A 24,579-nucleotide genomic window follows, 5' to 3' on the forward strand; every position below is an offset into this window, starting at 1 on the left:
TCCTCTTCAGGAAGCGTGCAGACCGCATTCGGTCTTGGCCTGCCCGGCCCAGCGACCGCTGCGCGGGTCGGCGCCCTCGACGGGCTTGCTGGTGCACGGCGCGCACCCGATCGACGGATACCCTTCGTAGACAAGGGGATTGACCAGGATGCCTTGGTCGTCGATGTAGTTCTGCATCTCGTCGTCGGTCCACGCCGCGAGCGGGTTGATCTTCACGAGGCCAAAGGCCTCGTCAAAACTGATCAGTGGTGCGTTCGCGCGGGTCGGCGCCTCGACGCGACGGATACCCGTCACCCACGCCGAGAATCCTTTCAGCGCCTTGCTGAGCGGCTCGACCTTGCGGAGCCGGCAGCATTCACCGGGGTCGCGGGAGAACAGGTCCTTGCCCAGCAGGGCGTCCTGCTCGGCAACGGTGCGTTCGGGGGCGACATTGTGCACCTTGACGTCGTAGACCGCCTCGACGGCGTCGCGTGTCCCGATGGTCTCCACGAAGTGGTAACCCGTGTCGAGAAACATCACGTCGACACCGGGGCGCACCTTGGCGGCCAGCGCGATGAGCACCGCGTCCTGCATATTGGACGCCACGATGTAGTCACCGCGGAAATTCCGATCGGTCCAGCGCAGCAGGTCCATCGCGCCCGCGCCCTCGAGTTCTCTGGCGCCGCGTTCGGCGATCCCTCGCAGGTTCTCCGCCGTCATCTGCGCGTCGTTGCTCATTGCCTACCCCTGTCCTCGCTCTTCGCGCAAGCGCTCATCGAAGATCCGCTTCGTCGGCCCGTAGGGCCCACTGGGCGAAACGCTCACCGGGCTCGCGTTGTTTCACGAAGTTGCGCGCGACACGTTCGATGTACTCACCGAGTTCGGAGGACAGCACCTTGTGCTGGCGCAGTTTGCGCCCGAAACCGCTGTCCAGCCCCAGGCTGCCGCCCAGATGCACCTGGAAGCCTTCCTCCGGCCCGTTCCCATCGTCGACCATCTGTCCCTTGAACCCGATATCGGCGATCTGGATGCGGGCACACGAGTTGGGGCAGCCGTTGATGTTGACCGTGATCGGGACGTCCAGCTCGGCGTTGATGTCCTCGAGGCGCTGCTCCAGATCCGGCACCAGGCTCTGGGCCCGGACCCGGGTCTCGGCGAAGGACAGCTTGCAGAACTCGATGCCGGTGCAGGCCATCAGGTTGCGTCGCCAATGCGACGGTGCCGACGGCAATCCGAGGGCGTCGAGCCCGTCCCGCAGCTCGTCGAGCTTTTCGTCGGGCACGTCGAGGATGATCAGCTTCTGGTACGGCGTGAACCGGATCCGGTCCGAACCGACCGACTCGGCCAGGTCGGCGACCTTGGTCAAGATGGTGCCCGAGACCCGGCCCGCGACGGGGGCGACACCCACGGCGTTCAGGCCGTTCTTGAGGCGCTGGACTCCGACATGGTCGATGGGGCGGGTCACCGGCTCGGGGGCAGGTCCGTCGAGCAGCGGGCGCTTGAGGTATTCCTGCTCGAGAACTTCCCTGAACTTTTCCACACCCCAGTCCTTGACCAGGAACTTCAGCCGGGCCTTGGCCCGCAGGCGGCGGTAGCCGTAGTCCCGGAAGACGCTGACCACGCCCTCCCAGACATCGGGCACCTCGTCCAGCGGCACCCACACCCCGAGGCGCTGGGCCAACATCGGATTGGTCGACAGTCCACCGCCGACCCACAGGTCGAAGCCGGGGCCGTGTTCTGGGTGGTCGACGCCGATGAACGCGACGTCGTTGACCTCGTGCACCACGTCCTGCAGGCCGGAGATCGCGGTCTTGAACTTGCGCGGCAGGTTCGAGTACTCCGGCTTGCCGATATAGCGCTTGACGATCTCGTGGATGGCCGGGGTGCCGTCGATGACCTCGTCGAGGGACTCGCCGGCCAACGGCGAACCGAGCACCACGCGCGGGCAGTCGCCGCACGCCTCGGTGGTCTGCAGGCCGACCGCATCCAGACGCCGCCAGATCTCCGGCATGTTCTCGACCTCGATCCAGTGGTACTGGATGTTCTCGCGGTCGGAGATGTCGGCGGTGTCCCTGGCGAATTCGGTGGAGATACCACCGAGGGCGCGCAGTGCGGCCGCGGTGAGCGCGCCGCCGTCGCTGCGGACCCGCAGCATGAAGTAGGAGTCCTCGAGCATGTCGGTGTTCTCATCGCCGGTCCAGGTCCCGTCGAACCCCGGCTTGCGCTGGGTGTAGAGGCCCCACCAGCGGAAACGGCCGCGCAGGTCACCCTTGTCGATGCTCTCGAAGCCGCCGGGGGCGTAGATGTTCTCGATCCGCGCTCGCACGTTGAGCGGGTTGTCGTCCTTCTTGGCTTGTTCGTTGGCGTTCAGCGGTTCGCGGTAACCGAGCGCCCACTGGCCTTCGCCGCGCGGTCGCTTCACCGGCTTCGCAGTCGTCATGAACGGGCTCCTTAGTGGAGGAGCCGGCGGAGGGATAGCGCGTGACCACCGGTGGCTGTCCGGCGGCGCAGATCCGTCGGCCAGCTGGGGGTACAGGTGGACAGGTCTACAGCCTCAAGGCAGACAGCAACAGCTACAGGTGCGCTTGAAGTCGACATGCCGCCGTGCCACCAGAGCGATTCCGGTGGTGCTGTTGCGGGCGGCGGTCACGCCCGACATTCTGCCACGACCCGCGCCATCAGCCCTAACCGGGCCAGATTTGCGATCACGGTGCGCAAAACCCGTTCTGGGACACTGGTGAGGTGACACAGCCCGGGCCGTTCGGCATCTACATCCACGTGCCGTTCTGCGCGAGCCGCTGCGGATACTGCGATTTCAACACCTACACCCCCGCCGAGCTGGGCGGGTCGAACCCGCAGGGCTGGCTGGCGGCGGTACGCATCGAGCTCGAACTGGCGGCGCAGCAGGCCGGACCGCGCCCGGTGGACACCGTCTTCGTGGGCGGCGGCACACCCACCATGCTCGGCGCCGACGGCCTGGCCGCGGTGCTCGACGCCGTCCGGGAGCATTTCACCCTGGCACCCGGCGCCGAGGTGACCACCGAGGCCAACCCGGAATCCAGTTCTCCGGCGCTGTTCGCCCGGCTGCGGGCCGCCGGCTACACCCGGATCTCGCTGGGCATGCAGTCGGCGGCCCCGCACGTGCTGGCGGTGCTGGACCGGGTGCACTCGGCCGGCCGGGCGCCCGCCGCGGCCGTGGAGGCGCGGGCCGAGGGGTTCGAGCACGTGAATCTCGATCTGATCTACGGCACGCCGGGGGAGACCGACGACGACCTGCGCCGCTCGGTGGAGGTGGCGCTGTCCGCCGGGGTCGACCATGTCTCGGCCTATGCGCTGGTCGTGGAGGAGGGCACCGCGCTGGCCCGGCGGGTGCGCCGCGGCGAGTTGCCCGCCCCGGACAACGACGTCCTGGCCGAGCGCTACGAACTGCTCGACACGCAGCTGTCGGCCGCCGGGCTGCAGTGGTACGAGGTGTCCAACTGGAGCGCGCCGGGCGGGGAGTGCCGGCACAATCTGGGCTACTGGGATGGTGGCGAGTGGTGGGGTGCAGGCCCGGGCGCGCACGGTTTCGTCGGCTCGACGCGGTGGTGGAATATCAAGCACCCCAACGCTTATGCGCAGGCGCTGACTGAACGCCGGCTGCCCGTCGCCGATTCGGAGGATCTCGACGAGGCGGCGCGGCACACCGAGGACGTAATGCTGCGACTGCGCCTGCGCAGCGGTCTGCCGGTCGCGGTGCTGTCCCCGGACGAGCGCCACCGCGCCGAGGTGGCCATCGGCGACGGGCTGGTGGTCCGGGCCGCCGATCGGCTGGTACTCACCGACCCGGGTCGGCTGCTGGCCGACGCCGTGGTGCGCACGCTGCTGGACTGAGCGGTCGGGCACCGATCACGGTCAGGTTAGGGTGTTAGGCAACCCTTACCTATGGAGCGTGGATGACCACACTGCAGCCGGTGCTCGACGGCGCCGGAACGACGCCACCGCAGCCGCCCCGGGTGACCGCGACGTACACCCGACTCGCCGCGCGGCAGGCGGCTCGCGCCGACGCGCTGGCGCTCAAGGCGCTGCTGGCGCCGGTGACCGGGCGCACCCGCGTCGCCCAGGTGCTGACCCTGATCGCCTCGGCCGCCACCGTGGTGCCGTTCATCGGCATCGTCGAGATCGGCCGCACCCTGGTGGCCGGCAACGCGGCGGACACCTCGCGGATCTGGACCATCGTCGCCGTCGTGATCGGCGCCCTGCTCGTCCGGACCTGGGCCAGCGGCACCGCCCTGACACTCACCCATCTCGCCGACGGTGACCTGCAGCGCTCTCTTCGCCGGCGCATCGTGGACACCTTGGGCCGGTTGCCGCTGGGCTGGTTCAACGGGACCTCCTCGGGCGAGGTCCGCAAGGCCGTCCAGCAGGACGTCGGGGAACTGCACTTCCTGGTCGCGCATGCGGCGGTGGAGAACACCGGGGCGCTGGCCACCCCGGCATTCGGGCTGGTCTACTGCTTCTCGCTGGACTGGCGGCTGGGGCTGCTGGCCATCGGCACCGCACCGGTCTATCTGTTGGTCTACCTGTGGCTGGGTCGCGATGTCCGGGTGCAGATGGAGCGGATGAACGCGGGCGTCGCGCGGATCAGCGCCACAATCGTCGAGTTCATCGCCGGTGTCGCCGTGGTCAAGACGTTCGGGGAGACGGGTCGGGCGCACCAGCGGTTCGCCGATGCGGCCGAGGAATTCAACGACGGATTCGCCGAGTGGATGGGCCCCATGGTCCGGGTCAAGGCGGCGTCGTCGATCTTCATCGAGGCGCCCACGGTGCTGCTGGTCAACCTGGCCGGCGGGTACTGGTTGGTGCGCAATGGCTGGGTCGCGCCGATCGACGTGCTCGGCTCGACACTGGTGGCGATGACCATTCCCGCCGCGGTGCTGGCCGTCGGCTACTCCGCCGGTATCCGCAAACAGGCCCAGGCCGCCGCCGGCCGGCTGGTCCGGCTGCTCGATCAGCCGAAGTTGAACATTTCCGCCAATCCGCAACTGCCGCAAGGCAACTCGGTTGAGTTCGACGACGTCAGCTTCAGCTATGACGGAACGAGCACGGTGCTGCACGAGGTGGATCTGACACTGGAGCCCGCCACCATGACCGCGCTGGTCGGCGCCTCGGGCAGCGGCAAGTCCACCCTGGCCACCCTGGTGCCGCGGTTCCACGACGCGACCGCGGGCACCGTCCGCGTCGGCGGTGTCGATGTGCGTGAGATCGATCCCGCCGTGCTGTACCGGCATGTCGGCTTCGTGCTGCAGGACGTGCAACTGCTCGGGGTCAGCGTGACCGACAACATCCGGTTGGGGCGTCCCGACGCCACCAACGAGGAGGTCTATCGGGCGGCCGAGGCCGCCCATGTGCACGACCGGATCCTGGCGCTGCCCCGGGGCTACGACTCGGTGGTGGGCGAGGACGCACACTTCTCCGGCGGGGAGGCGCAGCGGGTCAGCATCGCCCGTGCCCTGCTGGCCGACACCCCGGTGCTGGTGCTCGACGAGGCGACGGCCTCGGCGGATCCGGACTCCGAGGCGCAGATCCAGGCGGCGCTGTCGCGGCTGATCGCCGGCCGCACGGTCCTGGTGATCGCCCACCGGCTGGGCTCGATCGTCGGCGCGGACAACATCGTCGTCCTCGATGCCGGCCGCGTCGTCGAACAGGGCCGACATGACGAGCTGCTCGCCCGCGGCGGTCGGTACGCCGCGATGTGGCAGGTGTACAGCGATGGCAATGCTGAGAAGTACGAGGGCGCACGATGATTCGCGGCTTCCTGCACATTCTCGGGCCGCGGCGCGGCCTGATGTTCGGCTATCTTGCGTGGGTGGGCGCCTACGGCGTGCTGCACGGTGTCGCGATGGTGCTGTTGGTACCCATCTCGCAGGCCTTGTTCGACGGGCGCTACGCCGACGCCGCACGGTGGCTCGCGGTGCTGGCCGCCGTGGTGGTGGCCGCGGCAGTGGCCCAGTACGTGCAGTCGTCCCGGGCGATGCGGATGGCGCTGGCCACCATGAGGCTGCTGCACCGCAGGCTCGGCGACCACATGGTGACCCTGCCGCTGGGCTGGTTCAGCCGTGACACCGTCGGTTCGGTCTCCCAGATCGCGGTCAAGGGAACGACATTCGTGGGAACCAGCGGCGCACATCTGATCACGCCGATCGTGCTCAACACGGTGAGCGCGGCGACCGTGGTGATCGGTCTGGCGTTGTTCGACTGGCGGATCGCCGCGGTGGCCCTGGTGGGCGGGCTGATCCTGATGGCCTGCGGTGCGCTGGCGGCCCGGCTGATCGCCGGGGCCGAGATGCTCAACCACGATGCCGAGGTCGAGGTGAACACCCGGGTGGTGGAGTTCGCCCGGTGCCAGCCGGTGCTGCGGGCATTCGGTCGTACCGGGGCGGATTTCACGCCGCTCAGTGCGGCGCTGGACGCCCAGCACCGGGTCGGACGACGGGCGCTGTGGCGGTCGGTGGCGGGCCTGATGCTCAATGGGGTGGCCGTGCAGGCGGTGTTCTCGGCGCTCATCGTGGCGGGCGCGTGGCTGGCGGTGGGTGGTGGGGCGAGCGAAGCGACGGGGAATGGTGCCGAGCTGAACCCGCTCACCGCGGTGGCGATCCTGGGCCTGGCCGCCCGGTTCGCCTCCCCGCTGGCCGCACTGGCCGAATACGGCTCGGCGATGCGCATGGCACGCACCGAACTGGACCGGATCACCGATATCCTCGACACTCCCGCCTTACCGGAACCTCAGTCCCCTCAGTCGGTTTCGGTCCCGGGTCGGGTCGAGCTCGACCGCGTCGCGTTCGGCTATCCGGGCCGGAGCGAAGCGCCCGGGGGAGTTGGCCGGGTGGTGGCCACCGATATCAGCTTCGTCGCCGAACCAGGCACCATGACGGCGCTGGTCGGCCCGTCCGGTTCCGGTAAGACCACGCTGACCCGGTTGATCGCCCGGTTCTACGACACCGACACCGGCACCGTGCGGGTGGGCGGCGTCGATGTCCGCGATCAGCGGACCACCGATCTGATGGCGCAGTTGTCCCTGGTGTTCCAGGACGTCTACCTGTTCGACGACACGCTCTGGGAGAACGTCCGGATCGGCAGGCCGGGGGCCACCGATGCCGAGATCGCCGCCGCAGCGGAGACGGCCGGGCTGGCCTCGGTGCTGCAACGGCTGCCCGACGGCTGGCAGACCCGGGTCGGCGAAGGCGGGTCGGCGCTGTCCGGTGGTGAGCGGCAACGGGTTTCGATAGCCCGTGCGCTGCTCAAAGACGCCCCGATCGTGTTGTTCGACGAGGCGACCAGCGCGCTGGACCCGGAGAACGAGCGGTATGTGGCCGAATCGATCCGGACCCTGGCGCAGCGCAGCACGGTGATCGTCATCGCGCACACACTGTCCACCGTCACCGCCGCGGACAACATCGTCGTGCTCTCGGGCACGGGCGAGGTGGCAGACACCGGGTCGCACGCCGAGTTGATGGCGCGCGGCGGCCAATACGCGGACTTCTGGGCGCAGCGGGTCGCCGCGTCCGGGTGGGCGATGGGGGTCGGCTAACTCACATTCACGTACCCCGCCACCAATAAGCTAGGTTAGGCTAAATTTACCTGGTGCTTACGTTGAGGACCGAGGTGAAGCAAAGGTGACCGTGGAGACCAGAGCGGAAAACGTTGTGGTGCTTCCGCTGACGTTGCCGTCGGGCATCACTCCTGCCGACGTGGTGGCCGAGTTGGCCCGGATGTCCGAAGCCTCCGGCCACGAGTACCTCGTCTACGAACAGCGTGGCCAGTGGATTCTGGCGAGTGACGTACGGACGGCCATCGAACTGGACTCCGATGAACTCCGGCTCATCACCGACGGTGTGGTGACGCGGCAGTCCTGGACGGGGCGCCCCGAAGTGGTCCTCGGCGAGGCGGTGGACCGGCTGCTGCTGGAGGGGCAGCGGCTGTTCGGTTGGGTCGCCTTCGAATTCGGGGCGTACCGCTTCGATCTGGCCGACCGGCTCCCCGCGGGGACGCCGCTGGCCCGGCTGTTCCTGCCCGGCAGTCAAGTCGTCGTCACCGATACCGAGGTCACCGTGGTCGACGGCGACACCGGCTATGCGGCCGCGATCGACCGTCTGCTCGCACGTGGCCTGGCGCCGACGCCGGCCGCCCGACCGCTCGACGTCGATGCCGACACCGCGCATTACCGCCGGCGCGTCGCCGCGGCGATCGAGGAGATCGTCTCCGGCCGCTACCAGAAGGTGATCCTGTCCCGGCGATTCGATGTGCCGTTCGCCCTGGACTTCCCGGCCACCTACCGGGTGGGTCGGCGTCACAACACCCCGGTCAGGTCATTCCTGTTGCGGTTCGGCGGAATTCGCGCGCTGGGCTACAGTCCCGAACTGGTGGCGGCGGTGCACGAGGACGGCACCGTGCTGACCGAGCCGCTGGCCGGTACCCGCGCGCTGGGCCGGGGCGCCGACGAGGACCGCGCCGCCCGCGACGAGCTGGAATCCGATTCCAAGGAGATCGTCGAGCACGCCATCTCGGTGCGCACCTCGATGCAGGAGATCGCCGAGGTGGCCGAACCGGGCACCGCGATGGTCTACGACTTCATGACGATCCGGGAGCGCGGCAGTGTGCAGCATCTGGGCTCGACGGTCGGTGGCCGGCTGAGCTCGTCGCTGGACCGGATGGACGCGCTGGCGGCGCTGTTCCCAGCGGTGACGGCATCGGGTATCCCCAAGGCGGAGAGCGTCGATGCCATCCTGCGGCTGGACCAGACCCCGCGCGGACTGTACTCGGGAGCGGTGGTGATGTTCACCGCCGGTGGCGAGATGGATGCGGCGCTGACCCTGCGCGCGGTCTACGAACAGGACGGCGCGACCTGGTTGCGCGCCGGCGCCGGCATCATCGCGGCATCCAACCCGGACCGGGAGTTCGAGGAGACCTGCGAGAAGCTCACCACGCTGGCCCCGTATCTGGTGCCCCGCGACTAGCGGGTCAACCGCGCGACGATCGCCTTCTTGTCGGTCTTGCCGACCGCCGTGGTCGGCAGCGAGTCCCACGCGACCAGGGTGTCCGGCCGCGAGTGCGCGGCCACTCCGCGGCCGTCCAGGTGGGCGTTGAGCTCGGCCAGGCTCACCGGGGGGCCGCTGAACACCACCACGGCGCAGATCTTCTCCCCGAGGAACTCGTCGGGCAGGGGCACCGCGGCGGCCGCCCAGATCGCGGGGTGGGTGATCAGATGCTCCTCCAGATCCAGGGCCGCCACCGTCTCGCCGCCCCTGGTGATGACGTCTTTGACGCGACCGGTGACCTCCAGATAGCCGTTCGCGTTCCGCCTGACCCGATCTCCGCTGCGGTAGAAGCCGTCCGGGCTGAACGACCTCGCATTGTCCTGCGGGGCATTGAAATACCCGTTGATGGTGTAGGGCCCGCGGACCAGCAGCTCACCTTCTGCACCGTGCTCCACCTCATGTCCGGCTTCGTCGACGATCCGCAGTTCGTCGTATTCGGACAGCGGACGGCCCTGGGTGTGGTCGAGCAGATCCGCCGCGTCATCGAGTCGGGTGTAATTGAGTAGTCCCTCTGCCATGCCGAAGACCTGCTGCAGACCCGGCGTCAACGCCGAGCGCACGGCGGCGGCATCGTCGGAGGCCAGTTTCGCGCCACCGACCTGAAGCAGCCGCAGCCCCTTGGGGGCCAGCGGCTCCCAATCACAGGCCTGCGCCCACAGCTTGGCCAGGGCGGGTACCAGCGCGGTGACGGTGACCCGGTGTCGGTCGATCACGGCGAACGCGGCCTCCGGGGACGGGTCGGCGGTGAACACGGTGGCCGCACCCGAGCTCAGGGCACCCAGCAGGCCGGGACAGGCCAGCGGAAAGTTGTGCGCGGCAGGCAATACCACCAGATAGACGTCCGACGGGGTCAACGCGCACAGCTGCGCGCTCGCGGTGACGTTGTAGACGTAGTCCTCGTGGGTGCGCGGGATCAGCTTGGGCGCGCCGGTGGTGCCGCCCGATACCAGCAGCAGCGCGGGGGAGTCGGTCGCCGGCCGCACGGCAGGCGGGGGTGCATCCGAATCGAGGACCGACCACGGCAGGAACGGACCCGGGTCGCCGTGCACGACGACGTGCCGCACTGCCGGGTGCGCGGCGACGAGTTCTTCGGCCATCGCGCGGTAGTCGAATCCGGCTGCGCTGTCGGCGATGACGAGCGCGACGGCGCCGCTGACGGACGCGAAGTGGGTCAGTTCGGCCAGTCGGTGTCCGGGCAGGCACATCACCGGGACGGCGCCTGCTCGTAACAATCCGAAGAGGGCGACGGCGAAATGCGACGAGTTCGGCAGTTGCAGAAGTACCCGGTCACCGGGCGCGATACCCAGCGCGGCGAAGCCGGCGGCCGCCCGGTCGGCCCGCGCGTCCAGATCGGCGAAGGTGTGCGAGGAGTGCGCGTCGGCGACAGCGATATTGCCGGGCCAGGTCTGTGCCGCGGTGCGCAGGATCTCGCCGAGGGGCCGGCCGGTCCACAGGCCGGTCTCTCGGTAGTGCGCCGCGCGGTCGGCCGGGAACGGGACGAAGCCGGCCGCCAGGGTGGTCTGTGCTGCGGATTCCGCCGGTTGCGGCGTGGTCAGGGTCACGGGTCTGCCCTTCGGGGTAGGCGTGTTCGGTAGTCCGAATATAGGGTAGCCTTCTCAAAATTAGGGCAGCCTGTGCTTAGTAATTGGACGGCGTTGGGAGGCGTGGTGAGTGTTGCTGTGAATGCCTCGGCTAGGTCAGAAACCATCCGGCAAGAGGTCGCCGATCTGCTCGGTATCACCGCAGGCGATATCGACCCCGATCTCGATCTCGTCAGCCAGGGCCTGGACTCGATCCGGATGATGTCACTCGCCGGAAGATGGCGGAAAAAGGGCCTGGACATCGATTTCGCGTCCCTGGCAGCACGGCCGTCGGTGCGGGCCTGGGTGGAATTGCTGGGCGGCGGCGATATCGCAGCGGAAGCCGAACAGCCTGAGGTCCAGGATGATTCGCACGCCGGCGAACCGTTTCCGCTGGCCTCCATGCAGCACGCCATGTGGATCGGCCGGGAGGACGATCAGCAACTCGGCGGCGTCGCCGGTCACCTCTATGTCGAATTCGACGGTGCAGCAGTCGATCACGATCAGCTGCGCGGTGCGGCCACCAAGCTCGCGGAGCGTCATCCGATGCTGCGTGTCCACTTCCTTCCCGACGGCACCCAGCGCATCGGTGAAGTGCCGCAGCCCTTTCCGGTGGACCTGGTCGACCTGCGCACCGCAGACGAGGCCGAGGTGCACGCTCGGCTGGCGGACATCCGGCGCGCCAAATCGCACCAGCAGCTCGAGCACGGGGTCTTCGAACTCGCGCTGACCCTGCTGCCCGGCGGCCGTTGCCGCCTGCACGTGGATCTGGACATGCAGGCCGCCGACGCGATGAGCTACCGCACCCTGATGGCCGATCTGACCCGGCTGTACCACGGCGGCGACCTCGCCCCGCTCGGCTACACCTACCGGCAGTACCGGCTCGCCGCGGCGCAGCAGCCAGTCGCCGAAGCCGACCGGCAGTGGTGGGCCGAGCGGATCCCGGAGCTGCCCGATCCGCCGCGCCTGCCGCTGGTGCCGGCGGCCGAGCAGGCCGACCCGCGCCACACCACGCGCCGCCACCGTTGGCTGGACCCGCAGACCCGCGACGCCCTCTTCGGGGCCGCCCGCCGGCGCGGCGTCACGCCGGCGATGGCCCTGGCCGCCTCGTTCTCCGACGCGCTGGCCGGCTGGTCGGCCGAACCGCACTTCCTGCTCAACGTCCCGATGTTCGGCCGCGAACCGTACCACCCCGAGGTGGATTCACTCGTCGGCGATTTCACCTCGTCGCTGCTGCTGGACATCGACCTGACCGGTGCCGACACCGCCACCGCCCGCGCCCGCGCGGTCCAGGACGTGTTCCGCCACGCGGCCGCCCACGCCGCCTACCCGGGCCTGTCCGTACTGCGCGACCTCAGCCGGCACCGCGGCACCCAGGTGCTGGCCCCGGTGGTGTACACCAGCGCGCTCGGGCTGGGGGAACTGTTCGCCGCCGAAGTCACCGACACGTTCGGCACACCGGTGTGGATCAACTCGCAGGGACCGCAGGTGCTGCTCGACGCTCAGGTCACCGAATTCGACGGTGGTGTCCTGGTGAACTGGGACGTCCGGGAGGACGCCTTCCCTGCCGGGGTGATCGACGCGATGTTCGACCGGCACATCGCCGAACTGATGCGGCTGGCCGCCGAGGACACCGCCTGGGAGACCGTCCGCACCCCGCTGATCACCGACAGGCAGCGCGCGGTGCGTGACCGCATCAACGCCACCACCGCCGATCCCGGTGGGCAGCCGCTGCACGCCGGTTTCTTCGCCTCCGCGGCCGCCCGCCCGGACGCGACCGCCGTCATCGGCTCGGCCGGCGAGCTGACCTACGCCGAACTGCGCGAGCAGGTGCTCGCCGTCGCCGCCGCCCTGCACACCGCGGGGATCACACCGGGCGACACCGTCGCCGTGCTCGGTCCCAAGGGTGCCGACCAGATCACCGCGCTGCTCGGCATCCTGGCCGCCGGCGCGATCTATCTGCCCATCGGCGCGGACCAGCCGGCCGAACGGGCCGAACGCATCCTTCGCGCCGGCGGTGTGCGGATGGCCTTGGTGTGTGGTGATCAGCAGCCCAGCTGGCTGCCCGCCCTGACCCTCGCCGAGGCGCTGCGGGTCGGCCGGCGTGTCCCGGACTTCACCCCGGTGCTCGCCGACCCGCATGAGCTGGCCTACGTGCTGTTCACCTCCGGCTCGACCGGCGAACCCAAGGGCGTCGAGGTCACCCACGACGCGGCGATGAACACCGCCGAATTCCTCTACGGGCACTTCGAGATCGGCCCGGACGACCGCTGTCTGGCGCTGATGACGCTGGAGTGCGACCTGTCGGTGCTCGACGTGTTCGCCACTCTCGCCACCGGCGGTGCGATTGTCGCGATCGACGAGGACGATCGGCGAAACCCCGACACCTGGGCCCGGTTGATCCACGAGCATCGGGTGACCGTGCTGAACTTCCTGCCCGGCAGTCTGGAGATGCTCGTCGAGGTGGGCGAGCACCGGCTTTCCTCGGTCAGGGTCGTCCTGACCGGCGGGGACTGGGTACGCACCGCCATGGTGCGCCGGCTGCAGGCCCAGGCCCCCGGTGTCCGGGTGGCGGGACTGGGCGGAGCCACCGAGACCGCGATCCACGCCACCATCCACGAGGCTGCGGCGGACCTGCCCGCGCACTGGGCGGCGTTGCCCTATGGCGTGCCGTTCACCAACAATGCTGCCCGCGTGGTGAATTCGTTCGGTGCCGACTGCCCGGACTGGGTGCCTGGCGAGCTGTGGATCGGCGGGCGCGGTATCGCGACCGGGTACCGCGGCATGCCGGAGCTGACCGCGGAACGCTTCGTCGAACATGATGGCCGGCGCTGGTACCGCACCGGGGACCTGGCGCGCTACTGGCCCGACGGCACCCTGGAGTTCGTCGGCCGTGCCGATCACCGGGTGAAGATCAGCGGCTACCGCATCGAACTCGGTGATGTGGAGGCGGCGCTGCAGCGGATCCCCGGGGTGCGCGCCGCGGTCGCCGGTATCGTGCCCGCGGCCGGTGCCCGCCACCACGACGTGCTGGCCGCGCTGGTCAGCACCGAGGATTCCGGAGTCGACGTGCGGCAGATCACCGAGGCTGTCGCCGAACTCGTTCCGCCGCACATGGTCCCGCGTCACATCGAGCTGGTCGACCGTATTCCGTTCACCCTCGCCGGTAAGACCGACCGGCGGGCCGCGGCCCGCACGCTCACCGAGGTGTTCGGCGATGGGCCCGACGCGGACCGCCGAATGCCGTCCACGCCCGTGCAGCGGGCACTGGCGGCCATCATCGGGGACCTGCTCGGCGTCCCCGACCTCGGTGTCGACGACGACTTCTTCGCCCTCGGTGGGGATTCGGTGCTGGCCACCACCGCCGTCGCACGGATCAGGGACTGGCTGGACACCCCGACGGTGATGGTGCCCGACATCTTCGCCACCCGCACTGTCGAAGCGCTGGCAGCACGGCTGGCCGGCCGGGAGGCCGGCAGTGACCGGCTCGACCAGGTCGCCGAGCTCTACTTGGAGGTGGCGGACATGGACGACGCGGATGTGGTGAACGCCCTCGACGCTGCCGCAATCTCGTGACCGCCGCGGATCTCACGTTCGCCCCGTGGGTCAAGCGATACTCGGCACCAGGGGCACCCGTTCTGGTGTTCCCGCACGCCGGGGGTGCCGCGCTGGCCTACCGGGCGATGGGCACCGCGCTGGCCGAGGCCGGTGCCGACGCCTACGTCATGCAGTACCCGCAGCGCGGCGACCGGCTGACCCATCCGGCACCGGACACCGTGGCCGAGCTCGCCGCGGACCTTTTCGACGGCGGCAGCTGGGACCGGATCGGGCCGCTGCGGCTGTTCGGGCATTGCATGGGTGCGGTGGTGGCGTTCGAATTCGCCAGGGTGGCCCAGCAGCGCGGGGCGGAGGTGAGCGCCTTGTGGGTCTCGGCCAGCGAGGCACCGTCGGCAGTCGCGGCCTCCCCGGCATTACCGATGGCGCAAGCGGAGATCATCGCCGAGATGGTCGACCTCGGCGGCACCGACCCGCAGCTGCTCGAGGACGAGGACTTCGTGGAGCTGTTGCTCATGGCGGTACGTGCCGACTATGCGGCGTTCAACCGGTACAGCTGCGCCGACGAGGTGCGTATCGGCGCCGACATCCACACCCTCGGTGGCAACCGGGACCACCGGATCAGCGAGAACATGTTGCGCCGCTGGAAGTCTCACACCACCGGCGCCTTCACCTGCTCGATCTTCGACGGCGGGCATTTCTATCTCAACGAGCACACCGCGGATGTGGCGGAGTTGATCAATGAGCTCTGATTCACCTCCCGATCCCGCCGACCCGGTGGTGATCGTCGGGATGGCGGTCGAGGCGCCCGGTGGTGTGGACACCGCCGAGGGCTTCTGGGATCTGCTGGCCGAGCAGCGGGAAGCGCTGGGGCGCTTTCCCACCGACCGCGGCTGGGCGATCTCCGAACTTCTGGACGGGTCCCGGCGTGACGGGTTCAAGACTATCCACGATCTCGGCGGGTTTCTCTCCGGCGCAGGAAGTTTCGACCCGGCCTTCTTCGGCATCTCACCGCGCGAAGCCGTGGCGATGGACCCGCAGCAACGCGTCGCGCTGCGACTGGCCTGGCGTGCGATCGAAGACGCCGGTATCAACCCCGACGATCTCGCCGGCCACGACGTGGGTTGTTACGTCGGCGCTTCGGCGCTCGAGTACGGACCTGAACTGTCCGAATTCTCCTCGCACAGTGGTCATCTCATCACCGGCACGTCACTGGGGGTGATCTCCGGGCGGATCGCCTACACCCTCGACCTGGCCGGTCCGGCACTCACCGTCGACACCTCCTGCTCGTCGGCGCTGGCTGCCTTCCACACCGCCGTGGCGGCCCTGCGCGCCGGCGATTGCGATATGGCCCTGGCCGGCGGGGTCTGCGTGATGGGCACCCCGGGCTACTTCGTCGAATTCTCCAAACAACACGCACTCTCCGATGACGGGCACTGCCGGCCCTACAGCGCCCACGCGAGCGGCACGGTATGGGCCGAAGGCGCGGCGATATTCCTGTTGCAGAACAAATCCGCCGCGATCCGCGACGGCAGGCAGGTACTGGCGGAGGTGCGCGCCAGCGCCGTCAACTCCGACGGCCGCACCGTCGGACTCACCGCGCCCAGCGGCACCGCCCAGCAGAGGTTGTTCCGTCGCGCCATCGCCGCGGCCGGGGTGACCCCCGAAGACGTCGGCATGATCGAAGGCCACGGCACCGCCACCCGGCTCGGTGACCGCACCGAATTACAGGCGTTGGCGCAGACCTATGGCGCGGCCGCACCTGGCGCCGGTGCACTGCTCGGGTCGGTCAAATCCAACATCGGTCACACCCAGGCGGCCGCCGGGGCGCTCGGACTGGCCAAGGTGATCATCTCGGCCGAGCGCGGCTCGGTGCCGGCCAGCCTGCACACCGACGAGGCCAGCCGGGAAATCGACTGGGAGTCCCAAGGTCTGCGGTTGGCCACCAAGCTGACGCACTGGCCCGCCAAGGGCGGCGAACGGGTCGGTGCGGTGTCGGCGTTCGGTATGAGCGGGACCAACACCCACGTCATCGTGGCCGTCCCGGACGCCGGGGAGGCCCGTGATGTACCTGCCTGACGGACGCGTGCCCGTGCTGCTGACCGCGCACGCCGAGGACCTGATCGCGCAGGACGCCGCCGCGATCCTGCACTACCTGGAGCGCCGGCCCACCCACACCGACGTCGCCGCGGTGGCCGCCGCGACGCTGCGCACCCGCCGGATACGCAAGCACCGCGTGGTGATCCGGGCCGCCGCACTCGGCGAGCTGAAGGACGCGCTGCGTGCCGTCGCCGCGGGGGAGGAGCACCCGCTGGCGGTGGGCTCGTCACGATCGGCGAGCCGTATCGCCTTCGTCTTCCCCGGTCAGGGCAGCCAGTGGCCGTCGATGGGGATCGAGGCCTACGATCGTCTGCCCGAGTACCGCGCCGAGGTCGACCGCTGCGCCGCGGTGTTCACCGCCGCCGGGCACGCCTCACCACTGGACTACCTGATGGCCGAACCCGGGGTGCCGACCAACGATTTCACCCAGGTGCAGATCCAGGGCGCGCAGTTCGTGCACGGGGTGGCATTGGCCCGGGTGTGGCGGTCGTGCGGGGTTCTGCCCGATATCACCGTGGGGCACAGCCTCGGCGAGATCGGCGCGGCCTATATCGCGGGCACCATCACCCTCACCGAAGCCGTCGGTATCGTCGCGGCCCGCGCCACCCTGCTGGACGGACTGACCGGGCCGTACCGGGTCGCGGTCCTCGGGCTCGGCCCGGACGCGGCGCACGAGGCCGTCGCCGGGGTTGACGGTTGGGCCGAGGTGTCGGTCGTCAACTCGAAATCCTCGGTGGCGGTGTCCGGGGACACCGAGACGATCGCCGCGCTGGTGCGTGCCACCGCAGACCGCGGCGTCTTCGCCCGCGAGATCGAGATGTGGTTCCCCGCGCACACCACCAAACTCGACCCGCTGCGCGCCGAGCTCGAATCACTGTTACCGGCAGGCGAGTTCACCGAGTCACCCGTGCGGTTCATCGGATCGGCCACCGCCTCGGCGGTCGCGGCCGGCACCGACTTCGCCGACTACTGGTACACCAACCTGCGCAGCACCGTCCGCTTCGACCGCGCCGTCGCGGCCGCGGTCGAGCACGGCGCCCGCGTCTTCGTCGAACTCTCCGCCCATCCGGCGCTGCTGTACGCGCTCGGGGATACCCTCGATGACGAGGATGGCGCTGTCGAGCCGGCCGAGGTGCTCGCCGTCGGCTCCGGGCGCCGCGACGAACCGATCGCCGATCGGCTGGCCGCCAATATCGCCGCGGTGGCCGTCACCGACCCGGGCTACCGCTGGGCCGACCTCATCGACGCGGCACCCGCACCGCTGCGGAACTTCCCGTTCGCCCCGATGCGGTCCCAACACCTCTGGGCCGCGCCGGAACCCCTGCCGCCCGTGGCGGGGATCAGCGTGGCCGTCGAACACTGGCAGCCGCACCTCCCTGCCGTCTCCGCCGGCACGCGGCGGGCCGCGGTGATCGACCTCGGCAGCGGTCTCGGTGCGGCCGTGGCGGACCGGTTCGACGTGGTGGCCCCGGCCGACGCCGACCTGCTCATCGTGGTCGCCCCTGCCCTGGACAGCCCGGACGTGGTCACCGCCGCCGAGGCGCTGGCCGAACAGATCGAGTCCGGTCTGCTGGGCTACGCCGATACGCCCGGCGATACCGATCGTGATGTCTGGCTGGTCACCGTGGGCGGGGAGCAGGTGCGGCCCACCGACCCGGCCCCTCGGCCCGCACAGGCCGCGCTCGCCGCCATGCACCGCAGCCTGGCACTGGAATTCCCCGAGCACCGATTCGGGCATCTCGATCTGCAAGCACGCACGCTGGATGCGGCCGCGGTGGCCGTACTCGCCGGATCGACAGGCGAATTCGCCACCCGGGACGGCGCGGTCTACCGGCGCACCACCCGCGACGAGCAGCTCGACACACCGGCGTGGACCGCGGATTCCGGGGTGCTGGACGAAGTGGTCATCACCGGTGGCAGCGGGGTCGTCGGGCTGCACCTGGCCCGCTGTCTCGCCGCGCAGGGCGCGCGCCGGATCGTGCTGCTGAGCCGCAGCGGTGTCGATCCCGCGCATCTGGCCGAGCTGGACGCAAAGGTCATCGCGCCCCGCTGTGACATCACCGACCCGGCCGCCCTGGCCGCCGCGATCGTCGAAACGGGCTCGACCGCAGCATCCTTGGTGATCCACGCCGCGGGCTCGGCCACCATCGCCGAGCACGGCCGGCTCACCGGGGCGGCGTTCGCGGATACCATGTCGGCGAAGGTCAGCGGATTCGACCGTCTCGCCGCGACCTGGCCACTGCGGTCGGATGCTCGAATCCTGTTGTTCTCTTCGGTATCCGGGATGTGGGGTGGCGTCGGGCACATCGCGTACGCCGCCGCCAACCGGCTGCTCGACGTGGCGGCCGCCCAGCACCGGGCGCAGGGCCGCCGGTGCACGGCCGTGCGCTGGGGACTGTGGCCCGGCAACGGGATCATCGACGAGTCCGAGAGCGCCCGGGTGCAGCGGTCGGGCCTGCAACCGATGCACCCGGACCGGGCCGCCGAGGTCTGCCTCCGGGACTGGGCAGGTGACCCGCTGGTGTTCACCGCCGACCGAGACCGGTTGCGCACCTTCCTCGGCGATGCGGACGAACCTGCCGCCACCGCCGCCACCCCGGAGGTCCCCGCGGCCGCCGCGCCAGGAGGCCCGGCCGGTGCCGTTCGCAGCGCGCTCGGCGCGGTGCTGAAGGTGGCCGACACCGCATCCCTGGATCTGGCCGAGTCCCTGCTGGACCTGGGCGTGGACTCCCTGCTGGCCCTGGACCTCCGCAAGAAGCTCACCGCGGCCACCGGGCACAAGGTGCCGCTGGCCAAGATCCTCGGCGGTATCACCGGAGCCGAGCTGATCGAGCACCTCGAGAAGACTGACAAAGAAAGCACCCACGCGTGACTGATATCGCAGATGCCGCCACCACCACCGCCGCCGGCCGGGACGCCCGTCTGGAGCTGATGCGGCGCAAGCTCGCCGAACGCGGGCTGGCGTCGGCAGAAGCCGTCGAGGCCGCACCGCCGGCCGGGTTGTCCGACGGACAGCTGCGCATGTGGTTCGTGCAGAGCGTGGACCCCACCGGCGTGCTGCTCAACGTCTGCGTCTCCTACCGGCTCACGGGTGCGTTGGATCCCGAGCGCCTGCGCGGCGCCGTCGATGCCGTGGGCCGCCGGCACCCGATCCTGCGCACCACCTACACCACCGACCAGACCGGGACGCCGCAGCCGGTGCTGCACGACGACCTGCGGCCCGGCTGGGCCTTCCACGACGTGTCCGACAAATCCGAACGGGCCCGCGCGCTGCGGCTGGAGGTGCTGGCACAGCGGGAATTCGGCGCCCCGTTCGATCTCGCTGCCGACTCGCCGCTGCGGATCACGTTGGTGCGCCTCGGCGCCGACGAGTTCGTCATGCTGCTGGTGGCCCATCACATCGCCTGGGACGACGGTTCGTGGCGGGTGTTCTTCGACGACCTGACCCGCGCCTACTCCGGTGCCGACCTCGGCCCGACGCCGCGTACACCCGTGCCGGCCGCCGACACCACCGCCGAAGACCTGGCGCATTGGCGTGCGGTATTGGCGGACCCACCCGAGCCACTGGAACTGCCGGGCCCGTCCGGATCGGCGGTGCCGACCGGATTCCGCTCGCAGCTCATCACGTCGACCCTGCCCGCCGGCACCGTGGCGAAGGTGACGGCACTGGCCCGTGAGACCGGCGCCACCCCCTACATGGTGCTGCTGGCCGCCTTCGGCGCACTCATCCACCGCTACACGCACACCGATGACTTCCTGGTCGCCAGCCCGGTCGTCAACCGCGGCACCGACGATACGATCGGCTACTACGGCAACACCGTCGCGATGCGGCTGCGCCCGAAGGGCACCCAGGGCTTCCGCGACCTCGTCACCGCCACCAGGGACACCGCGGTCGCGGCGTTCGCCCACCAGCGGATCAACCTCGACCGGGTGGTCGCCGAACTCAACCCGGACCGGCGTCACGGCTCCGAGCGGATGACACGGGTCAGCTTCGGCTTCCGTGAACCCGACGGCGGCGCCTTCCGGGCCGAGGGCATCACCTGCGCCCGTGCCGAGCTGCGCAGCCACGTCAGCCAGCTGCCCCTGGGCTTCATGGTCGAGTGGAACGCCGACGGCGTCACCATCGAGGCCGAGTACCTCACCGAGATCATCGATGCCGACCTCGCCGCGAATATGCTCGCCCACTTCGCCGTCCTGCTGGACAACGCGCTGGACCAGCCCGACGTGGCACTGCAGCGCCTCATGTTGTTCTCCGCCGACGACGAAGCCTGGCTGCACGCCGTCTCCCACGGCGAGCAGTTCGACACTCCTGCAACCACATTGACCGCACTCGTCGGAGATCAGGTTGCCCGCACTCCCGATGCCACCGCCGTCGTCTACGAGGGCCGCCACTACAGCTACCGCGAGCTGAACGCGGAGGCCAACCGGATCGCGCACTGGCTGATCGCCCAAGGTGTCGGTACCGAGGACCGGGTGGCCGTGCTGCTGGAGAAATCACCCGAGCTGGTGATGACCGCGCTGGGCATCGTCAAGGCGGGTGCGGTGTACCTGCCGATCGACCCCGGCTACCCCGACGACCGGCTGACCTACATCCTGTCCGATTCGGATCCGAAAGTCGTGATCCGCGAACCGGTCACCGACCTGCAGGCCTATCGCACCGACGACCCGACCGACGACGACCGGGTCCGCCCGCTGCTGCCCGACAACACCGCCTACCTGATCTACACGTCGGGCTCGACCGGTCTGCCCAAGGGCGTGCCGGTGCCGCACCGGCCCATCGCCGAGTACTTCGTCTGGTTCGGTGCCGAATACCGGGTCTCCGAGGCGGACCGGCTGCTGCAGGTGGCCTCCCAGGGTTTCGACGTATCGATCGGTGAACTGTTCGGCATGCTCGCCGCCGGGGCGCGCCTGGTCATCCCGAAACCCGGTGGCCTCAGCGATATCGGGTATCTCACCGCGCTGCTGCGCGACGAGGGCATCACCTCGATGCACTTCGTCCCGTCCTTGCTGGGGCTGTTCCTGTCGCTGCCCGGTGTCAGCGAATGGCGCAGCCTGCAGCGGGTGCCCATCGGCGGCGAGGCGCTGCCCGGGGAGGTCGCCGACAAGTTCCACGCCACCTTCGATGCCCTGCTGCACAACTTTTACGGCCCCACCGAGACGGTGCTCAACTGCACCCGGTTCAAGGTGGAGGGCAAACAGGGCGCCCGGATCGTGCCGATCGGCACACCCAAGATCAACACCACCATCCATCTGCTCGACGATGCGCTGCAGCCGGTCCCGGTCGGCGTGATCGGCGAGATCTACATCGGCGGCACGCATGTCGCACACGGTTACCACCGCAGGCACGGCCTGACCGCCGAACGCTTCGTCGCCGACCCGTTCAACCCCGGCGGTCGGATGTACCGGTCCGGCGACCTGGCCCGCCGCAACGCCGACGGCGATATCGAATTCGTCGGCCGCGCCGACGAACAGGTCAAGATCCGCGGCTTCCGCATCGAACTCGGCGAGGTGGCCGCGGCCGTCTCGGTGGACCCGTCGGTCGGTCAGGCCGTCGTGGTGATGAGCGATCTGCCGACCCTGGGCCGCAGCCTGGTCGCGTATGTGACACCGGCGCAAGAGACCGAGGCGGTGCAGATCGACCGGATCCGCGCGCGGGTGGCCGCGGCGCTGCCGGAGTACATGATCCCGGCCGCCTACGTCGAGATCGGCGAGATCCCGATCACCGCGCACGGCAAGATCGACCGGAAGGCGTTGCCCGAACCCGAGATCTCGGCGGGCGTGCAGTACCGCGAGCCGGGCACGGATACCGAACGCGTCATCGCCGGCCTGTTCGCCGAACTGCTGGGCCGCGACACGGTCGGCGCCGATGACTCGTTCTTCGACCTGGGTGGGCATTCGCTGTTGGCCACCAAACTGGTGGCCGCCGTGCGGTCGCGGTGCCGTGTCGACATCGGCGTGCAGCAGGTCTTCGAACTGGCCACCGTCGCCGGCCTGGCCGCCCACATCGACACCGTGCGCGCCAACGGAGAGGGCAGTGACCGCCCGGCCATGGTGCCGATCGACCGCGATGGACCGCTGCAGATGTCCGCCGCGCAGCTGCGCCAGTGGTTCCAGTTCCGCATCGACGGCCCTAATCCGGTCAACAACATCCCGTTCGCCGCGCGCCTGACCGGGCCCAGCGATGTCGAGGCGTTCGTCGCCGCGATCGGTGACGTCGTCGACCGGCACGAGATCCTGCGCACCACCTACCGCGAGATCGACGGCGCGCCATACCAGGTCGTGAACCCGAGTGCGCCGGTGCCGGTGCGGCGCGCCCGCGGCGAGGACGAGCAGTGGCTGCAGCGCGAACTCGATTCCGAGCGCCGCTACTGCTTCGACCTGGAACACGACCGGCCCATCCGGGCTGCCGTGCTGAGCACGCCCGAATATCACGTGCTGTCGCTGGTGGTGCACCACATCGCCGCCGACCACTGGTCGGCCGGGGTGCTGTTCACCGATGTGCTGACCGCCTACCGCGCCCGCCGTGGCGGGGCCGCACCGGAATTCGAGCCCCTGCCGGTGCAGTACGCCGACTACGCGGCATGGCAGGCCGAGCTGCTGGCCGGCGACGAGCTTGCCGCACAACGTGATTACTGGGTGGACCAGCTCTCCGGGCTGCCCGAGGAGAACGGGCTGCGCCCCGATTTCCCGCGCCCGCCGGTGCCGACCGGCGAGGGTGAGGCGTTGAACTTCACCATCGACGAGGACATCCGCGTTCGGCTGGCTGAGCTGACCCGTGAACTCGGCATCACCGAGTTCATGCTGCTGCAGGCCGCCGTCGCCGTCGCCCTGCACAAGGCCGGGGAGGGCACCGACATCCCGCTGGGTACCCCGGTGGCCGGCCGCACCGAACCCGAGCTGGATCAGCTCATCGGGTTCTTCATCAACATCGTCGTGCTGCGCAACGACCTGTCGGGCAACCCGACGGTGCGCGAGGTGCTGCGGCGCGCCCGCGAGATGGCCCTGGGCGCCTACGCCCACCAGGACCTACCGTTCGACCGGGTGGTCGACGCGGTGAGCCCGGTGCGGTCGCTGTCGCGCAACCCGTTGTTCGGTGTCGTCGTGCACGTGCGCGAGGAGCTGCCGGCCGACCGGGTCATCGACTCAAGCGATTCGGGGGATCAGCACTGGGAGACCCGTTTCACCGCACTGGAACCCACCTTCGATGTCGCCCACGCCGACCTGTCGCTGAACTTCTTCGCCACCGCGAGCAACGGCTACCAGGGCACCGTCATCTACCGGACCGAGCTGTACCAGGCCGCCACCGCGCAGCGGCTGGTCGACTGGCTGCTGCGGGTCATCGACGCGTTCGCCCACCATCCCGACCACACCCTGCGCGATATCGCGATCGGGGGCGCCGAGGCCGTCGCCCAGTGGAGTGCCGCCGCAACGCCGGAGGTCGGGCTGCCCCAGACCGCGGGCGCGAACCAGGTGTTCGTGCTCGACGACTGGCTCGCCCCGGTCGGCGTCGGGGTGATCGCCGACGTCTATCACGCCGGCGGCGCCATCGACGAGGCACAGCGAAATGCCGCGCCTGCAGCGCAATTCCGGTACCCGGCGAACCCGTTCGCACCGGGCACCCGGCTCTACCGCACCGGAGACCGGGCGCGTTGGACCGAGGACGGCACGCTGGAGTACGTCGAGCGAGGTGACCACCGGGTACAGGCGGCGCTGGAAGCGATCGACGGGGTGGCCGCGGCGTTGACCCGAAACTGGAGCACCCGCGCGGGATCGGTGCTGGCCGGCTATGTGGTGCCGGCCGACCCGCAGGCCGACACCGTGGCGTTCGCCGACACCGTCCGCACCGCACTGCCCGAAGAGCTGGCGGGACTGCGGATCACGGTGCTCGACATCCTCGACGGCGCGACCCTGCCACGTCCCGTGCTGACCTCATCGGGTCCGTTCGAGCCGGCCGCCACCGATACCGAACGCACACTGGCCGCGATGCTGACCACGCTGCTGGGGGTCGAGGAGTTCGGCAGGCACGACGACTTCTTCACCCTCGGCGGTGACAGCATCCTCGCCGTGCAGCTGGCCGCCCGCGCCCGCGACAACGGGATGGCGCTGACGGCGCGGATGGTGTTCGAGCATCCGGTGCTCGCCGAACTGGCCGCGGCCCTCGATGCCAAGGCCGGGCAGGTTCGCGCGCAGGACACCCATCACGCGCCGATGGCCGCGTCCGGCCTGTCCGCCGACGAACTGGCCGAGCTCACGGCGGGGTGGCAAGGACCGTGACCGACGCACCGGCC

13 protein-coding genes are annotated in these 24,579 nt (G+C 69.8%); 9 read left to right on the forward strand and 4 right to left on the reverse strand.

Annotated elements, in window-relative coordinates; genetic code table 11:
• Nucleotides 1-6: 6 nt before the first annotated feature.
• The 3 genes from QN239_RS12905 to QN239_RS12915 all read right to left on the reverse strand — a co-directional run bounded on the left by QN239_RS12905 (nucleotide 7) and on the right by QN239_RS12915 (nucleotide 2,638).
• Nucleotides 7-699, reverse strand: coding sequence for a phosphoadenylyl-sulfate reductase (locus tag QN239_RS12905; RefSeq protein ID WP_499016728.1), 693 nt, complete (start codon nucleotides 697-699; stop codon nucleotides 7-9).
• Nucleotides 700-751: 52 nt separating this feature from the next.
• The gene (locus QN239_RS12910; RefSeq protein WP_499010823.1) at nucleotides 752-2,419 is read right to left on the reverse strand and encodes a nitrite/sulfite reductase; all 1,668 of its coding nucleotides are present in this window, start codon (nucleotides 2,417-2,419) and stop codon (nucleotides 752-754) included.
• Nucleotides 2,420-2,533: 114 nt separating this feature from the next.
• Nucleotides 2,534-2,638 carry an Ms4527A family Cys-rich leader peptide gene (locus tag QN239_RS12915; RefSeq protein WP_372517317.1) on the reverse strand — a complete coding sequence of 35 codons (105 nt, stop codon included), beginning with the start codon at nucleotides 2,636-2,638 and terminating at the stop codon, nucleotides 2,534-2,536.
• Between the two features lie 83 nt (nucleotides 2,639-2,721).
• On the opposite strand from QN239_RS12915, the gene hemW reads away from it, so the two are divergent.
• The 4 genes from hemW to QN239_RS12935 all read left to right on the forward strand — a co-directional run bounded on the left by hemW (nucleotide 2,722) and on the right by QN239_RS12935 (nucleotide 8,975).
• Nucleotides 2,722-3,852: a radical SAM family heme chaperone HemW gene (gene hemW, locus QN239_RS12920; RefSeq protein WP_499010824.1), complete on the forward strand. Its 1,131-nt coding sequence runs from the start codon at nucleotides 2,722-2,724 to the stop codon at nucleotides 3,850-3,852.
• A 62-nt stretch (nucleotides 3,853-3,914) separates the two neighbouring features.
• Nucleotides 3,915-5,765 carry an ABC transporter ATP-binding protein gene (locus QN239_RS12925; RefSeq protein ID WP_499010826.1) on the forward strand — a complete coding sequence of 617 codons (1,851 nt, stop codon included), beginning with the start codon at nucleotides 3,915-3,917 and terminating at the stop codon, nucleotides 5,763-5,765.
• Entirely contained in the window at nucleotides 5,762-7,549 is a 1,788-nt protein-coding gene (locus tag QN239_RS12930; RefSeq protein ID WP_499010828.1) for an ABC transporter ATP-binding protein, read from the forward strand. The genes QN239_RS12925 and QN239_RS12930 overlap by 4 nt, the downstream gene beginning before the upstream one ends.
• 85 nt (nucleotides 7,550-7,634) lie before the next feature.
• Nucleotides 7,635-8,975 (forward strand): salicylate synthase, encoded by a 1,341-nt coding sequence (locus tag QN239_RS12935; protein WP_499010829.1) that lies wholly within the window; start codon nucleotides 7,635-7,637, stop codon nucleotides 8,973-8,975.
• Here the strand turns inward: QN239_RS12935 and QN239_RS12940 are convergent.
• Nucleotides 8,972-10,618, reverse strand: coding sequence for a (2,3-dihydroxybenzoyl)adenylate synthase (locus QN239_RS12940; protein WP_499010832.1), 1,647 nt, complete (start codon nucleotides 10,616-10,618; stop codon nucleotides 8,972-8,974). The two genes, QN239_RS12935 and QN239_RS12940, sit on opposite strands and share 4 nt — an antisense overlap.
• Before the next feature lie 117 nt (nucleotides 10,619-10,735).
• Between QN239_RS12940 and QN239_RS12945 the strand changes: the two genes are divergently transcribed.
• From QN239_RS12945 to QN239_RS12965, 5 genes are read left to right on the forward strand one after another with little or no spacing between them, the layout of a single operon-like run.
• Nucleotides 10,736-14,212: a non-ribosomal peptide synthetase gene (locus QN239_RS12945; protein WP_499016730.1), complete on the forward strand. Its 3,477-nt coding sequence runs from the start codon at nucleotides 10,736-10,738 to the stop codon at nucleotides 14,210-14,212.
• Entirely contained in the window at nucleotides 14,209-14,943 is a 735-nt protein-coding gene (locus tag QN239_RS12950) for a thioesterase II family protein (RefSeq protein ID WP_499010833.1), read from the forward strand. The genes QN239_RS12945 and QN239_RS12950 overlap by 4 nt, the downstream gene beginning before the upstream one ends.
• On the forward strand, nucleotides 14,933-16,270 hold the full coding sequence (locus QN239_RS12955) for a beta-ketoacyl [acyl carrier protein] synthase domain-containing protein (RefSeq protein ID WP_499010835.1): 1,338 nt from the start codon (nucleotides 14,933-14,935) through the stop codon (nucleotides 16,268-16,270). Before QN239_RS12950 ends, QN239_RS12955 begins: the two co-directional genes overlap by 11 nt.
• Nucleotides 16,257-19,163: a mycobactin polyketide synthase MbtD gene (mbtD, locus tag QN239_RS12960; protein WP_499010836.1), complete on the forward strand. Its 2,907-nt coding sequence runs from the start codon at nucleotides 16,257-16,259 to the stop codon at nucleotides 19,161-19,163. The genes QN239_RS12955 and mbtD overlap by 14 nt, the downstream gene beginning before the upstream one ends.
• Complete coding sequence (locus QN239_RS12965) at nucleotides 19,160-24,565, forward strand: amino acid adenylation domain-containing protein (RefSeq protein WP_499010837.1); 5,406 nt, start codon at nucleotides 19,160-19,162, stop codon at nucleotides 24,563-24,565. The genes mbtD and QN239_RS12965 overlap by 4 nt, the downstream gene beginning before the upstream one ends.
• The last annotated feature ends 14 nt before the right edge of the window (nucleotides 24,566-24,579 follow it).

The organism is Mycolicibacterium sp. Y3 (assembly GCF_051188035.1).
In the GTDB taxonomy this organism is placed as follows: Bacteria; Actinomycetota; Actinomycetes; order Mycobacteriales; family Mycobacteriaceae; genus Mycobacterium; species Mycobacterium fluoranthenivorans.

Coding starts and splice junctions, on each gene's coding strand:
- mbtD (WP_499010836.1), top strand. CDS start 16,257: ATGTACCTGCCTGACGGACGCGTGCCCGTGCTGCTGACCGCGCACGCC.
- QN239_RS12955 (WP_499010835.1), top strand. CDS start 14,933: ATGAGCTCTGATTCACCTCCCGATCCCGCCGACCCGGTGGTGATCGTC.
- QN239_RS12910 (WP_499010823.1), bottom strand. CDS start 2,419: ATGACGACTGCGAAGCCGGTGAAGCGACCGCGCGGCGAAGGCCAGTGG.
- QN239_RS12925 (WP_499010826.1), top strand. CDS start 3,915: ATGACCACACTGCAGCCGGTGCTCGACGGCGCCGGAACGACGCCACCG.
- QN239_RS12915 (WP_372517317.1), bottom strand. CDS start 2,638: ATGTCGGGCGTGACCGCCGCCCGCAACAGCACCACCGGAATCGCTCTG.
- QN239_RS12930 (WP_499010828.1), top strand. CDS start 5,762: ATGATTCGCGGCTTCCTGCACATTCTCGGGCCGCGGCGCGGCCTGATG.
- QN239_RS12905 (WP_499016728.1), bottom strand. CDS start 699: ATGACGGCGGAGAACCTGCGAGGGATCGCCGAACGCGGCGCCAGAGAA.